Origin of the sequence: Chryseobacterium nakagawai (assembly GCF_900637665.1) — a bacterium.
In the GTDB taxonomy this organism is placed as follows: Bacteria; Bacteroidota; Bacteroidia; order Flavobacteriales; family Weeksellaceae; genus Chryseobacterium; species Chryseobacterium nakagawai.
The window spans coordinates 2,993,950-3,008,469 of the sequence record NZ_LR134386.1; the positions used below are offsets into that span (position 1 = coordinate 2,993,950).

Consider the following 14,520-nt stretch of genomic DNA (forward strand, 5'->3'; position numbering starts at 1 on the left):
AAGAAGCTTACATTGTTATTTTATTGGTCATAAAGGTTGAAGACAGCTTTTATAATTGACATAAATGCACGAATAAAAATAATTCGTGCATTCGTAGCGATTGTATTTCCCCGTAATTATGGAATTATATTTTCAGCGCGCAGTCTTTCAAATACTTCGATAAAAGAATCTTCTGTCCTTTTATAGGCAGTGAAGCCCAATTTCCTGCTTTTTGACAGATCACACATCACTTCAAGGGGTCTGCCAAGGTCTAAATCGGTATGCCAAGCCGAAGATAATCTGTCTAAATTTTTCTCTTTCAGATTATACTCCTCAGCAATGACTTTCCAAGTTTCCTGATCGTTTTCCAGCTCTTTTTCAAGAGGTCTTATTGTACCGTTGAAACCTTCTGCTTCTATACCAAACCAATCTGCCAGTCTTTTCCAAAGCCATTTCCATCGGAAAACCTCTCCATTTGTAATATTGAAAGCTTGATTTTTTGCAGTTTCTGTGTTGGAAGCCCAAACTAATTGTTCAGCCAGAATTTTAGCATCTGTGATGTCTGAAATCCCGTTCCATTGTGCTTCAGATCCAGGCCAAATGAATTTCCTTCCTGTTTCTTTACAGATACTGGCATAGACTGCCAGGGTTGCAGCAATATTCATTAAGTTGCCAACAGCATATCCTACAACGGTGTGAGGGCGATGAATACTCCATGTAAAGCCATCTCTTTCAGACGCTTTGTAAATTTCATCTTCCTGAGCATAATAAAAATTGGGAAGCGGAAGTCTTGGATGTTCTTCACGGACAGGTGTTTCCGGTAATTTCCCTTCTTTAACATAAGATTCGAAAGGCCCCAGGTAATGTTTTAATCCGGTCACTAATGCCACATGCTGAACTGATTTTTTAGGAGATACTACATTCAGCAGATTTCGTACAAGCATACTGTTGATCCGAATATTTTCTTCTTCCGTATCATTTCGCATCCAGGTTGTGAAATAAACATGAGTAGGAGAGATGCCCTCCAATGCTTCGATAAGACTATGCTCATCCAACAAATCTGCTTTTACAGGAAGAAGACCTGCAATACAATCATTGGGATTTCTTGATAGCCCATACGTTTTCCAGCCCTGTGCAATGAGTTCTTCAGCCAGATTACTCCCTGTAATTCCGGTAGCTCCTACTACCAATGCGATATTTTCTGTATTTTCCATAAGTATTGTAAAAATTCTATGGCAAAATTATGATCATATACAGGCGTATACCCTTGATCTGGATCATCCATTTGAGTTGATCTGAATCAAGTATTATTCAGGGAATTCTTTTTACGGATCCTGCTTATGGTTTCAGGAGCTAGTCCAAGATAAGATGCGATGAGATTATGAGGAACCCGTTTAATCATTTCCGGATTTTTATGGGCCAGTTGCAGGTATTTTTCTTCAGCAGTATAACCATTGTACACTATAAGTCTGTAATCCTTGGTAACGAGACTGTTTTGGTACAGAATTCTGAAATAACGGTCCATTGCGGGGATTTCCAGCATCATTTTTTCATAGTTTTCCAAGGTAATCATTAATATTTCAGTATCTTCTACCGCATCAATATTTAAAACTGCTTTTTCCTGATGAATAAAACTATTGAAATCGGAGATCCACCAGCCTTCAAAAGCAAACATATTGATATGCTCATTTCCTTTTTCATCAGGAAAATAAGACTTTAACAATCCTTTGCTTACAAATGAAAGACATTTACAAATATCTCCTTCCTGTAGTAGGTATTGTTTTTTTTTCAATTTTTTGACTGTAAAAAAGGACTGAATCAGATCTTTCTGTTCATCATTAATCTCAACTTTATTCTGAATATGGGACAGTAGCACCTCAAACATCCGAAAAATATTTCATCAAAAATACTGCTTTCATAAGTAATTGAAGTCTTATTTTTCAAAATCATAGAAGTTAATTCCGGTTTCTAAATCTTTCGTTTTTACCGTCCGGGTATTTAAAGGATAAAAGATAAACTCTCCGGCTCCATGTACTTTTGCTTCTAAAAGATGTCCAGCCAACGCTGTATAATCTTCTCTTCCCAAGGTAACATGCAAATGAAGTATAGGTTTTTCCTCTATTACAGAAACATTTCCTGAGATATTGGCAACTTCCATCTGTTCATTGAATGTTTTGTCCACATATTTTTTGGTTTTAAAGCTAAAAAACCTAAGTGTTGCTTCACTCACAGCTCCAATTCCGGTAACTTCTCCTGATTGAATCTTCTGATTTTGAACAAAATCCATTAAAGCTTCTACAATGCCGGAATGATTCTTAATACTGACAATATAAATCTGATCTACCTTTCTTGCAGACCATTGGTTTCCTTTGAAATTTTGTATTTCCATAATGATGTATATTTAATCTATTGAAAAAAAGCAAGGGCAAAAAATTTACGTAATCAGCAATACAATGCGCCACATTTAATATCATCACAGATAAAATCCTTGCTTCTTAGTATTTTCGACAGCTACAATTAATGCAACAATCATGCTTTTCACTCTCTATTGAATGATATTTTTAATCCAAAAACAAGCTATTAATAAAAAATTAATGCAGCTTTCCTTTATAAAATCGAGAAAAATTGCGGAAATTTGCCGAAAATTAAAATCAATGAAGATTGTAGACCTCGAGCAATGGAACAGAAAGGAGCATTTTGAATTTTTCTCTCAAATGGCAAGTCCATATTTTGGTTTCACTACCGAAGTAGATTGTACAAAAGCTTATGAAAAAGCTAAAGAAAACGGATACTCTTTCTTTGCTTATTACTATCACAAATCGATGATGGCCATTAATATGGTTGATGAATTAAAACTGAGGATTATTGATGGGAAGGTTGTTCAGTTTGATACGGTTCATGCCGGAAGTACGATTGGTAGACCGGATGGAACTTTTGGTTTTTCATTCACTCCTTTTTCAGAGGACTTTGAAACATTCAATGCTGCATTACAAGATGAAATTAGAGGTGTACACCATTCTACAGGACTTAGATTAAGTAATGAACGATTGGGAAAGGATCATGTAAGACACACGACTATTCCATGGAATTCATTCAGTGCAATTCTTCACCCAACAAATTTTAACAATGATGAATCGGTACCAAAGATTTCTTTTGGTAAATTCAATATCCGCGATGGCAGAAAATACATGCCAGTTTCTATTGAAGCTCACCACGGACTGGCAGATGGTATTCATATTGCAAAATACCTGGCAGAATTCCAGAGACAGCTTGATCTGTAGAGACATAGAGTTTTAGAATTAAAAAAACAGGATATTTTTAATAATAAATTTTCCTTTTCTCAATCTTTACAATCTTATCTTTTTCCATCTGTTTAATGGTCCGGATTACTGTTTCTACACGAAGTCCTACCAATGAAGCTAATTGTTGTCTTGTTAGGGGAATCTGGAAAGAATAAGGAACTTTATCATCATGGTAACTTTTCAGGTAATCTAATAGTAATTTCAGTTTAGATACCGGATTCTGAAAGGAAAGATTGTAGAACATAATATACTTATAATACATTCTTTCAGCCAGACATTGGTAAATATTCAAAGAGATTTCCGGATTGCTTTGTATCAAATTCAGAAAGCTGGCTTTGGGTAATCTGAAAACAGATGAATCTTCTATGGCTACAGCATTCATAGGATAGGGACGTTCTACAAATAAAAGAGATTCTCCAAAACTATGTCCATCAGAGAATATATTCTGAATAAATTCCTTCCCCTCCTCGGTATAATTGTTTAGTTTTATTTTTCCTTTTTCTATCTGATAATAGTGTAATGGCAGATCTTCTTCACGGAAAATGATTTCTCCTGCTTTGTAGTTCTTTGTTTCTGCTCCAAATGATATTAATAAATTTTCAACGATCATATCTCTGATTTATTGCCAGTTACAATTTCAAAAGCCTTAATAAACACAAATTCTTACAGCATTTAAATGCTATAAGTACGTTTAGGATTTTAAAAAAATAAAGAAACGTTTATTTCATTCATTAACCATATCATAAGGTACCATTCAAATACCACAAAAATTTATTTTTATCATACTATAATTTTAAAAACTATTGATTTGAATCATAAAAAGTGAAAGATGTAACCTCCTACATTTATATCCTGCAAAAAAGATTATAAACAGGCTGATAAAAGCAGTTGGGATATTTTGTTGAAAAACATAACGTGGTATGTATGTGGTACTCTGTTTTAATAAAATTTTAATCATTTTTTATTTCTTTGCCCTATACAAAAATGAATGAAAATTCAGATGTATGAATTTTTTAACTTAATCATTTAATAACTACTAGGCAAAGTATTAAAATTATTAAATATTATCTAAAAAACAATGAGGTTTTGAATACATGAAAACTATTTTATTTCCCTGTAATCAATTATTAAACACAGACTTATAAAGAAAAAGATTTTGTACTGCTATGCAAAAGATGCATAACAGAAAAGAGTAGAGATGAGAAAGTATTATGAAAAACAAAAAAACTGAACCGAATTTAGAGGAATTGAATCAAAAGATTCTTGTACAAGATGAAATCATAGCATTAGCCAAGGCAAATTCTCCCCGTCTGCTTAACAAATTCAGATTGTTCTATCCGGATTTTTTTGAAAAGTTATCTGCTATACAGCCTGGCCTTAAAAATTCTGAACTGATCTTTTGTATTTACCTTAAGCTTAACATGACAACAAAAGAAATAGCAACCTGTATCTTTGTTACTCCAAAAGCAATACAAAACCGGAAAAACAGACTCAGAAAGAAGCTTAATATTCCCTCTGAGTTTGATATCTATAAATGGTTTAATGAAATTTAAACCATTTTTTAGGTGTTAATAACAGTTTTATCCAGATCATGATAAAGAAGTATTTTCCAATTGTTCTCCTTGGCTTCCTTTGCCCATAAAAGCCTTAGCTCCATTGCTTTTCTGCCATCGAAGTCACTTTTGTAGGCCAGGTGGTATTTCAAATAGGAAGCTTGTGGAAGATCATCTGCGCCATAAAAAACAGTTTCCTCATGATCTCTGATCCAGAACACCTGCATAAACGGAGTATGTCCACCAACCATCTCATAGGAAATTTCTTTACTAATCTGACCTTTATCATCATTCATCCAAACAATATTCGGTAACTGAATAAGCTTTTCCAAAATAGTAAAATCAAAAGAAGGATTTCCTTTATTTTCCATAGCAAAATCTAGTTCACGTTTCTGAATATAGATTTGCGCATTGGGGAAAGTGGCTTCATAACCATTATCTGTAATGGTTATTGCTCCATCAATATGATCTTTGTGAAGGTGAGAAAGAAGAAGCTTTGTAATCTGTTCAGGATTCACATTTTCTCTTTTAAGAATTTCTGATATCACTGTTTTACCTGTCTCATTCTTCCATCCAATTCCGGCATCTAGAAGGATATAATCGTTTTCAGTAATGATTAAAAAAGGCTGAACAGACATTTTTAATCCACGAACGGTATCAAAATTTTCTTCTGTTAAGAGCGTAAAGTCTTTGATTTTACTGGCTGAGAAATTGCCTTCTTTAAGTGGAATAATTTTCATACTGCAAATTTCCTGAATATTTCCAATATTCAAAAGGTTTTTCATCAATATAGATCATCGGCAAAAACAATGAAAATTTCTACCAGCTGTTCAGTCCGTTTTCCAAAGCTTTTTCATAATTTTCTATATCAAAAGAATAAAGATCGGGAGACCTGTGGGCTCCTACATATCTCTGTTCATCAAGCTTTTTTAAAACATTCAGATTTTTAATCTTTCTGTAGAAGTTTCCTCTGTTGAGTATTTTACCCAATATCGCTTCGTATAGCTTCTGCAGTTCCGGAAGGGTGAATTTTTCAGGCATGAGGTTATATCCAATTGGCTTGCTGGAGATCTTCTCCCGTAAAGTAAGCAATGCTTTTTCAATAATTTCACGATGGTCCATTGCAAAATCAATTTCAGGGAGCTGGCGCAGATAAACCCATTCACAGGCTTCGCTTACATCATCAGCTACAGGATTAATTTCAGAAGAATTATAAAGTGCATAATATCCTACAGAAATAAAACGTTGTTTTTGGAAAAGCGTTTCATCAAATTCCTCAAAATAGATCTGACTCCTGTTTTTTCTTCCAAAAACGCCAAATTCTTCCAGAAATACATCAGTAACGCCAGCTCTGTCTTCCAACACTCTTACGACTGCTTCATCCAAATCTTCATCTCTTCTTACATAGCCTCCCGGCAAAAGCCATTGTTTTCTGTACTTCATTTTTACAAGCAGTACCTTAAGCTCATTTTGGTCAAAACCAAAAACAACCGGGTCTACTGAAATATGAGGAAGAAAAAGTTCTTTTGCTTCTGCAGATTTCTGTAAGATCTGTTCCCTGGAATCCATATAATCCATAAAAATAAATGTGTGTTATTACAAATGTAAAGATAAAATCGGAGAATACTTAAAAAAAACTCTTTATTGAAGCAGGTTATAAGGAGGAAATCTATAACACTGACAGGTGAAATCAATTAAAAATATTCCTCTTTTTTATGAAAACACTTACCTTTGAGGTCGTTAAAAATATATCCAAAACATAAAGTCATCAGGATATATTTTGTTTAATAAAAATTTTAAGATGCAGGAGAATTCTACCAACAACATTTCCAGAACAGTAGTCTGGCTAATGGCAATTATTTCAGGACTTGTAGTGGCTAACAATTATTACAACCAACCCTTACTGGCATTGATCTCTGAAGATCTTAACGTTTCTGAAGCTGCTGCCAGCAGAATTTCTGTGCTCACCCAGATCGGCTATGCACTAGGACTGTTATTAATTGTTCCACTTGGAGATAAGTTTTTCCGTAAAAGATTAATCCTGATCGACTTATTTCTTGTTTTTGGCTCCTTGCTTTGGATGACCTTTGCCAATGAGCTATGGATGCTATATGCTGCCAGTTTATTGATTGGAGCTACTTCGGTTATTCCTCAGCTGTTTGTACCCATTGCAGCAGAACTTTCATCAGATAAAGAGAAATCGGCTAATATCGGATTGGTAATGTCCGGACTTTTATTAGGAATTCTCCTTTCCCGTTTCATTGGTGGAATTGTGGGTGAAGTATGGGGCTGGAGAGCTATGTTTGGAATTGCTGCAGGATTAATGATCGTAGTCTGGTTTGCCGTTTATAAAATGCTTCCTGAATTATCTCCAAATTTCAAAGGTACTTATAAGGAGCTGATGCGTTCCGTAGTTCATCTTGCTAAAACACAGCCAATTCTTCAGCTCGCATCATTCCGTGGTGCAATGGCTTTCGGATCTATGTGTGCTTTATTTACGACATTGGTTTTTCATATGGAAAAACCTCCTTTCAATGCAGGTTCATCGGTCGTAGGAAGTTTTGGTCTGGCTGGAGCAGTTGGAGCGTTAGCAGCGGCAAAAGTTGGAAAGCTACAAAAATATCTGGACATTAACCGCATCATATTATATTCACTACTTATTCTGATAGGAAGCTGGGGATTCACTTATTTTGGAGGTGAAACCTATTGGGGTCTAATTGTGGGGGTAATACTTGTAGACCTTGGGGTGCAATCCAGTCATATTATGAACCAGACTAATTACTTTTTAATTAAGTCCAATGCGGTGAACAGGCTGAATACAGTGTATATGGTTTCTTATTTTATTGGAGGTTCACTGGGAACATGGCTGGCTTCCGTTGCCTGGCAAAAAGCACAATGGACAGGCGTTTGTATCGTAGGAACGACATTTGGCGTTTTGGCACTGATCGCTCACGTTCTGTTTTGCAATAAAGTTAACAAATCTTAGATTTAAGTGATTTTAAATCATTCTAATATATTTTAATGGGATGCGCTTACAAACTATTTTTCTTTCATTATATTCTAAGGATTTATATGATTAGAGTTTATTCTTAATCTATATAGATCCATCCGTTTTATGCATAATAAAAGTCATTCGTATATTAGTGACAGTTAAAAACTCTTGTTGTTTCTATATTTTTCACCATTCATCCATTACATTTGATTATTCTTCACATTCATCCTGCAGCTCAATAAACTTCCGGTGTTTTCCACCCCATTCATTTAAGGCATCCCAAATAGGAATTAGTTCTCTCGCAATTTCAGTGAGTTCATAATCTACTCTTGGCGGAACTTCCGCATACACTGTTCTTTTTACTAAACCTTCTTTTTCAAGCTCCCTTAATTGGAGGGTAAGCATTCTTTCTGTAATGCCTGAAATAGATCTTTTAAGTTCGCTGAAGCGTAATTTTTCATCTTTTAATTTGCTCAAAATAAAGAGTTTCCATCTTCCGCCAATCTTGCAAACGGCATAACTCAGATCACATTCCTGAATGTATTGTTTGTTGATATTATTCGTTGAACTTTCTTTTATATTTCCCATTACTTACAAATTTGTTAGTACCATACAATGATATCCGTATAGTGCAAATGTAAGGTATCAAACCTAAATTTGCTTCATAAAAGCAGATAAATAACAATAGCGCTACTGTTCACTGCAAAACAACATTAACTTAAAATTAAAAGCAAAATGCAGTTGACCCCAAAAATCACTCAGATTTTAAACCATTTAGAAAAAATACAGTCATTTAATCCAAAGAATCCTTTGGATGATACCCGTAAATACCTTGAAGCCATGTCTTTACAGCTTAGTGCTAAAAAAGAAGCCGTTGCAATGATTGAAGAGCTGAATATTCCAGGAGAAAATCATGAGATTCCGATCAGAATTTACCGTCCAAAAGGAAAAACCGTTGAAAAATCCTCAGCCATTATTTATATTCATGGGGGATGGTTTATCGCAGGAGGATATGAAACCCATGATGCCGTTGTCCGTAAACTGGCCAATGGAACAGAATCTGTTGTTATTTTCATAGACTATCGCCTCGCTCCAGAACACCCTTTTCCGGCAGGTCTAAATGACTGTCTTGATACGGTACAATGGATTGTTGAAAACGTAGATTCTTTGGGGATTGACAAGAATCAAATAGGAATTATTGGAGACAGTGCCGGAGGAGCCTTATCAACTGCAGTGTCTACCCAAATTGGAGAACTGTTTAAATTTCAGATTCTGATTTATCCTGCAGTGGATAATCAGCTTAATACGAAAACCTGGGAAATCTATGAAAACGGGCCGGTTCTCAATAAGCAAGGTGGAGTAGAAGCATGGAACTCGTACCTTCCCAAAGAAGAAAGCAACAATCCACTGGCAATTCCTATTCTCATTAAAGATTTTAAAAATACACCGCCAACACTTATCATGATCGCAGAACACGATCCTTTGGCTGATGATGCAAGACATCTTACTGAAAACATGAAAAATGCAGGAGTATCTCTTACAACAAGTTTTTTTAAAGATATGGTTCATGGCTTTATGCATATGGGTGAAATTTTAGAAGAAACCCAGTTAGCTGTCAATGAAATGTCAGGTTTTGCACAACAACATTTTAAATAAATCAATCCCCAGAAATAACAATGAAAAAGTATGCCTACATTGGATGTTTAGGATTTATTGCAGTTATTACTACAGAGTTTGGGATCATTGGAATTTTGCCACAGGTGGCAGACTATTACAAGATCAGCATAGACAAAGCGGGATATCTTTTAAGTGCGTTTGCTTTGGTTATTGCTCTTACCGGGCCTTTTATGACTTTACTTACCTCAGGAATCGATCGTAAGAAAATCATGACAACAGCTATCTTTATGTTTCTGTTCACCGGAGTTGTTTCTTCTTTTTCACCACCATTTTGGTTACTGATGGTCGTTAGAGTTCTTCCTGCATTTTTACAGCCCGTATATATTGCAACCGCATTGTCTGTAGCGGTATCCGAAGCCGATCACACTAAGAAAAATGAAATGATGAGCATTGTTTTCAGTGGTGTGGCTATAGCAATGGTTACTACGGTTCCTTTTGCTACCTGGATTTCAGCACTTTATTCGTGGGAATATTCATTTATGATACAGGCAGTCGTGAGTTTGGTTGCGTTGGGGACCATTTATTTTCTTCTTCCATCAATGCCTGTCAAGGAGAAAAAGTCATATGGAAGCCAGATCAGCATTTTAAAACAGCCACCATTTATTTTAAGTACACTCACTAATTTTTTTATGATTACAGCCTGGTTTTCCACTTATAGTTATTTTGCGGATTACTTAGGTAAAGCTAAAGGAATGGACACTTCTATGGTAAGCTATATGTTATTTTTATTTGGAATGATAGGAATTATTGCCAATAGAATGGCAGGCAAAATGCTCAATAAAAATGTAAATGCAACTCTGGCATTTTTTCTTTCCGGGACGGTATTAATTCCTGTATTATTATTTGTTTCTGATGGAAATTTATGGGCTACTATTATTGTCATTGCAGTTTGGGGATTCCTATATTCACCAAGTTTCCTGAATGCTTCTACCTATATGATCTCTGCAGCGCCTGATGCTTTGGAATTTGCCAATAGTCTCGCCACTTCTTTCGGTAATCTGGGAGTTACTTTAGGAACCACTATTGGAGGATGGATCATTATTACCCAAGGAGTAGCATACACACCCTGGATAGGTTTTGTATTTGGGCTTTTTGCCTTCCTGACGATGATATTAAGAAATGTATTTGAGAAAAGAAATCAGGTAATATCAGGTTGTGTAAAATAACTGTAACAAATTTTATTACATTAAAATAATTGCGTATCTTTGTTATACTAAATTAAATAGAATGAAAATAGAAATCTGGTCGGACGTGATGTGTCCGTTTTGTTATATCGGGAAAAATAACTTTGAACAGGCCTTGGAAAAATTGCCATTTAAAGATGAAGTGGAAGTAGAGTGGAAGAGCTTTCAGCTTGACCCAACTTTAGATTTTGATAAGACTCAAAATACAATTCAATATTTTAGAGAAAAAAAGGGAGTTCAGGAGGCTCAGGCTAGTCAAATGTTGGCTCAGGTTACTCAAATGGGAAAAGGAGCTGGAATTGATTTCAATTTTGAAAAGGCACTCATTACCAATACATTCAGTGCTCACAGACTTCTTCATTTGGCTAAAAAGCATAACAAATCCAATGAAATGGAAGAAGCATTATTTATTGCTCATTTTATTGATGGTAAAAATGTAGGTGATTCTGAGGTGTTGATTTCCCTTGCTGAAAACTTAGGTATTGATAAAGAAGAAGCGAAGGAAGCTGTTACTTCTGACCAATTGGATTATGAAGTAAATCAGGATATTATGGAAGCAAGAAACAATGGTGTTTCCGGAGTTCCTTTCTTTGTTCTGAACGGAAAATATGCCGTTTCCGGAGCACAACCTGTAGAAGTATTTGAAAATGCATTGCAGCAGACTTATAAAGAAACAGTGAGTCCTTTTAAAGATCTCTCAAGAAATAACGGAGCTTCCTGTGATGCAGATGGATGCAGCATTTAATCATATTAACCCCAAGCTATTTTAGTTTGGGGTTTTATTTTTATTATAATCTTCTGAAAGGTTATTTATTTTAATGCAAAAGATTAAAAAACTTTATAATGATTTGTATCTTTGTAAAACAGTATAAATCTATATTTTTCAATGATTAAAATTAATAATGAATTTCATTTTCCTATTGCAGACAGTCTTTTTGTTTTTGCACTGGATTCTGAAGCAGGAACGGTATTTGACGGGAAAAATAAATTAATAACGGGCATCGGGAAGGTGAATGCAGCGATAGAATTAACGAAGGAGATTCACCTTAGAAAGCCTAAATTAATTGTGAATCTGGGTTCTGCAGGAAGTAAGGGTTTTCATAAAGGAGAAGTGGTTTGCTGTACCAAGTTTATCCAGAGGGATATGGATGTGAGAGGCTTAGGTTTTAAACTGTATGAAACCCCATTATCCGGAGTTCCGCCTGTTTTGGAATATGGCCTTAAAATGGACACTTTAAAAGAAGGAATCTGCGGAAGTGGTGACAGCTTTGAAATGAACCATTCTGAAACAGATTATAATATTGTAGATATGGAAGCCTATCCTCTAGCATTAATTGCACAACAAGAAAACATTCCGTTTTTATGTTTAAAATACATTTCTGATGATGCAGGGAGCGATGCTGCCGATGACTGGAGTGTACAGGTACACCTGGCTTCTGAAGCATTCAAGAAAATATTATTTTCATAAAATCAACTAAAAATGGCGTCAATTATCATCAATAAAGCCTCTGCTGAAGATATAGATATTATCCAGAAGCTTGGTGTCCAGACATTTTCTGAAACTTTTTCAGAAGACAATACGGAAGAAGCCATGGAAAAATACCTTAAAGAAAGCTTCAATATTGAAAAAGTAACCTCTGAACTTAAGAATCCTGATTCTCATTTTTATATTGCCTGGGAAGAAGATGATCCGGTAGGTTATCTGAAAGTGAATTCCGGTAAAGCGCAGACCGAATTACAAGATGATACCAGCCTTGAAATTGAACGAATCTATGTAAAGAAAAGCCATCATGGTAAAAAAATTGGACAGCTTCTTTACGATCAGGCATTGAAAACCGCTCAACATTTCAAAAAATCATATCTGTGGCTGGGAGTTTGGGAAGAAAACCTGAGAGCCTTACATTTCTACAAAAAGAACGGCTTTGTTGAGTTTGATAAACACATTTTCAGGCTTGGAGATGAAGAACAAACAGATCTGATGATGAAGAAAACTCTGGAGTAAAAGTTTCTGTACATACTCTAAAGTGTTTTTGCTTTTGTCTTATATAGCCTTCCTGGAACCAAAATGCCATTTCTTTGATACAATGAACAATTCAGAATTTCTAAAGCAAATCAACACTTATTATCCACTATCCAAACAAACAACTGCTGCTTTGATCGAAATCTGCAGTGAGGAACATTTTCAAAAAAATGAACTTCTTCTGGAATCCGGAAGCATGGCCCGATATTATTATTTCATTAAATCCGGTTTGATAGGGTATTACACAACAGATGAAGAAGGAAATAACATCTATAAGATCTTTTTTGAGGAAAACAGTTTTGTAGCTTCCACTTCTGCCATTATTAAAAATGAGCCCAGTGATTTCAGCATCATCGCCCTTGAAGACTGTTCAGTCATTAAATATCCGACAAAAGCTTTTAGAGAATTACTGGAAAAGCATCATGACCTTGCTCTTTTTCATATCAAATATCTGGAAAAAAACTGGGTGGTAAAAAAGGAACCCCTTGAGGTTTCCTTGAAATTTGAAACCGCAAAACAACGGTATTTGTTACTCCTTAAAAATAAATCCCTGTATGATAGACTGAAACAACATCATATTGCCTCCTATTTAGGAATTACTCCTACTCAATTAAGCCGTATAAAGAAGGAAATCAACAGATAATATTATTATTTCTCATATTGATATCTTAATAACATCTTTTACTGATAGAATAATTTTTATTAATATAACTTTCGCACAGTATATTTTATTAATTTTACATTAAATCCCTACTCTGGGAAATAATTAAATTTAATAAAAACCAAAACCATGAAATTAAGTTACACTTATTTTTATCATCCGGAACATGCGGAAACCAATGAATTTGTTATTGAACAATTTGAACAGCAAAATGTATCTATGCAAAAGATCCAGAATGTATTAGGACGAGGCAATCGTTTTATTGTAACTGAAGGTTCTGAAGAGACAACACTGTCTATGGGAATAAATGCAGCAAAAGAAGTACTCAGAGAAAGCAATACTTCCATTCTGGATATCGATATTATTGTATTTGTAACCAGTACTTCAGAACATCTCATCCCTTGTGATGCAATCAAAATTCATCAGGCATTACAAGGAAAGCCGAATACACTATGTTATGACATTAATGTCAATTGTATTGGTGCTTTTGTTGCCTTAGACCAAATTACAAAATATCTATCGTTAACCGATACTGCCCACAAAGCATTGATAATATGTTCTGAAAAATTTTCTGTTATATTAGATTCCGAGAATCCTGTAACAGCATTTTGTTTTTCGGATTCATCTTTTGCTTTTATTGTAGAAAAAGATGAATCCAGTTCAGGATTAATGGATGTTCTTTACCATACAGACAGTAGTATCTGTAATACAGTTTTGTTTCCACCTAAAGGATATTCCTGTTATAATTCCAACGATGTGATGTTATGGGACAAAAGTTTTGATGGAAGTGGCAGTGTCAATTTTGCATTGAATGATATGAATGGCTTTTTAGAACGCAATCAAGTAAGCATTGAACAAATCGACCTGTTTTTATTTTCTCAATTTTCATTAAAAAATATCAATATTATTTGTGAACATTTTAATTTACCTCCGGAAAAGGTTCCGTTCTACTCAAGAGAAGTAGGATATACCGGTTCTTCAAGTCCTTTTCTTGCCTTGCATCAATATCAAAAAAATGTAAGAAAACTCCAGCAAGGAGAATATATTTTATTATGGACATTAGGAACAGGCTATCAGGCAGGATTAATGCTATGGAAATACTAATTACAAGAAATTGTATAAGAAATAAATTAACAAAAGCTTCAACATTTG

The 14,520-nt window shown here is 34.9% G+C and carries 17 protein-coding genes; 10 read left to right on the forward strand and 7 right to left on the reverse strand.

Annotation, left to right across the window (positions count from 1 at the left end):
* Positions 1 to 116: 116 nt before the first annotated feature.
* The 3 genes from EL260_RS13530 to EL260_RS13540 form a co-directional block, all read right to left on the reverse strand.
* Positions 117 to 1,193: an SDR family oxidoreductase gene (locus tag EL260_RS13530; RefSeq protein WP_123855852.1), complete on the reverse strand. Its 1,077-nt coding sequence runs from the start codon at positions 1,191 to 1,193 to the stop codon at positions 117 to 119.
* 86 nt (positions 1,194 to 1,279) lie between these two features.
* On the reverse strand, positions 1,280 to 1,771 hold the full coding sequence (locus EL260_RS13535; RefSeq protein ID WP_232534809.1) for a Crp/Fnr family transcriptional regulator: 492 nt from the start codon (positions 1,769 to 1,771) through the stop codon (positions 1,280 to 1,282).
* Between the two features lie 141 nt (positions 1,772 to 1,912).
* A complete protein-coding gene (locus tag EL260_RS13540) occupies positions 1,913 to 2,368 on the reverse strand; it encodes a PPC domain-containing DNA-binding protein (RefSeq protein ID WP_123855854.1) in 456 nt (151 codons plus the stop codon).
* A gap of 265 nt (positions 2,369 to 2,633) precedes the next feature.
* On the opposite strand from EL260_RS13540, the gene EL260_RS13545 reads away from it, so the two are divergent.
* A complete protein-coding gene (locus tag EL260_RS13545; protein WP_123855855.1) occupies positions 2,634 to 3,260 on the forward strand; it encodes a chloramphenicol acetyltransferase in 627 nt (208 codons plus the stop codon).
* A 37-nt stretch (positions 3,261 to 3,297) separates the two neighbouring features.
* Here the strand turns inward: EL260_RS13545 and EL260_RS13550 are convergent, their stop codons facing one another.
* Positions 3,298 to 3,891 carry a Crp/Fnr family transcriptional regulator gene (locus tag EL260_RS13550; RefSeq protein WP_123855856.1) on the reverse strand — a complete coding sequence of 198 codons (594 nt, stop codon included), beginning with the start codon at positions 3,889 to 3,891 and terminating at the stop codon, positions 3,298 to 3,300.
* Between the two features lie 601 nt (positions 3,892 to 4,492).
* Between EL260_RS13550 and EL260_RS13555 the strand changes: the two genes are divergently transcribed.
* Complete coding sequence (locus EL260_RS13555) at positions 4,493 to 4,834, forward strand: helix-turn-helix transcriptional regulator (protein ID WP_123855857.1); 342 nt, start codon at positions 4,493 to 4,495, stop codon at positions 4,832 to 4,834.
* Between the two features lie 8 nt (positions 4,835 to 4,842).
* Here EL260_RS13555 and EL260_RS13560 read toward each other — a convergent pair whose 3' ends face one another.
* Complete coding sequence (locus tag EL260_RS13560) at positions 4,843 to 5,574, reverse strand: MBL fold metallo-hydrolase (protein ID WP_123855858.1); 732 nt, start codon at positions 5,572 to 5,574, stop codon at positions 4,843 to 4,845.
* Positions 5,575 to 5,653: 79 nt separating this feature from the next.
* Positions 5,654 to 6,412: an NUDIX hydrolase gene (locus EL260_RS13565; RefSeq protein ID WP_317126503.1), complete on the reverse strand. Its 759-nt coding sequence runs from the start codon at positions 6,410 to 6,412 to the stop codon at positions 5,654 to 5,656.
* A gap of 223 nt (positions 6,413 to 6,635) precedes the next feature.
* Between EL260_RS13565 and EL260_RS13570 the strand changes: the two genes are divergently transcribed.
* Positions 6,636 to 7,820, forward strand: a complete 1,185-nt coding sequence (locus EL260_RS13570; RefSeq protein WP_123855859.1) for an MFS transporter — start codon at positions 6,636 to 6,638, stop codon at positions 7,818 to 7,820.
* Positions 7,821 to 8,036: 216 nt separating this feature from the next.
* Here EL260_RS13570 and EL260_RS13575 read toward each other — a convergent pair whose 3' ends face one another.
* Complete coding sequence (locus EL260_RS13575; RefSeq protein ID WP_123855860.1) at positions 8,037 to 8,414, reverse strand: winged helix-turn-helix transcriptional regulator; 378 nt, start codon at positions 8,412 to 8,414, stop codon at positions 8,037 to 8,039.
* A gap of 147 nt (positions 8,415 to 8,561) precedes the next feature.
* Here EL260_RS13575 and EL260_RS13580 point away from each other — a divergent pair, with 147 nt between their 5' ends.
* The 7 genes from EL260_RS13580 to EL260_RS13610 all read left to right on the forward strand — a co-directional run bounded on the left by EL260_RS13580 (position 8,562) and on the right by EL260_RS13610 (position 14,472).
* Positions 8,562 to 9,482, forward strand: coding sequence for an alpha/beta hydrolase (locus EL260_RS13580; RefSeq protein WP_123855861.1), 921 nt, complete (start codon positions 8,562 to 8,564; stop codon positions 9,480 to 9,482).
* 20 nt (positions 9,483 to 9,502) lie between these two features.
* Positions 9,503 to 10,669, forward strand: a complete 1,167-nt coding sequence (locus tag EL260_RS13585) for an MFS transporter (protein WP_123855862.1) — start codon at positions 9,503 to 9,505, stop codon at positions 10,667 to 10,669.
* A 61-nt stretch (positions 10,670 to 10,730) separates the two neighbouring features.
* Positions 10,731 to 11,432, forward strand: coding sequence for a DsbA family oxidoreductase (locus tag EL260_RS13590; protein WP_123855863.1), 702 nt, complete (start codon positions 10,731 to 10,733; stop codon positions 11,430 to 11,432).
* Positions 11,433 to 11,573: 141 nt separating this feature from the next.
* Complete coding sequence (locus tag EL260_RS13595) at positions 11,574 to 12,155, forward strand: 5'-methylthioadenosine/S-adenosylhomocysteine nucleosidase family protein (protein WP_123855864.1); 582 nt, start codon at positions 11,574 to 11,576, stop codon at positions 12,153 to 12,155.
* Between the two features lie 12 nt (positions 12,156 to 12,167).
* A complete protein-coding gene (locus EL260_RS13600) occupies positions 12,168 to 12,689 on the forward strand; it encodes a GNAT family N-acetyltransferase (protein WP_123855865.1) in 522 nt (173 codons plus the stop codon).
* 82 nt (positions 12,690 to 12,771) lie between these two features.
* Complete coding sequence (locus tag EL260_RS13605) at positions 12,772 to 13,350, forward strand: Crp/Fnr family transcriptional regulator (RefSeq protein WP_123855866.1); 579 nt, start codon at positions 12,772 to 12,774, stop codon at positions 13,348 to 13,350.
* A 147-nt stretch (positions 13,351 to 13,497) separates the two neighbouring features.
* A complete protein-coding gene (locus EL260_RS13610; RefSeq protein ID WP_123855867.1) occupies positions 13,498 to 14,472 on the forward strand; it encodes a 3-oxoacyl-[acyl-carrier-protein] synthase III C-terminal domain-containing protein in 975 nt (324 codons plus the stop codon).
* Positions 14,473 to 14,520: the final 48 nt, after the last annotated feature.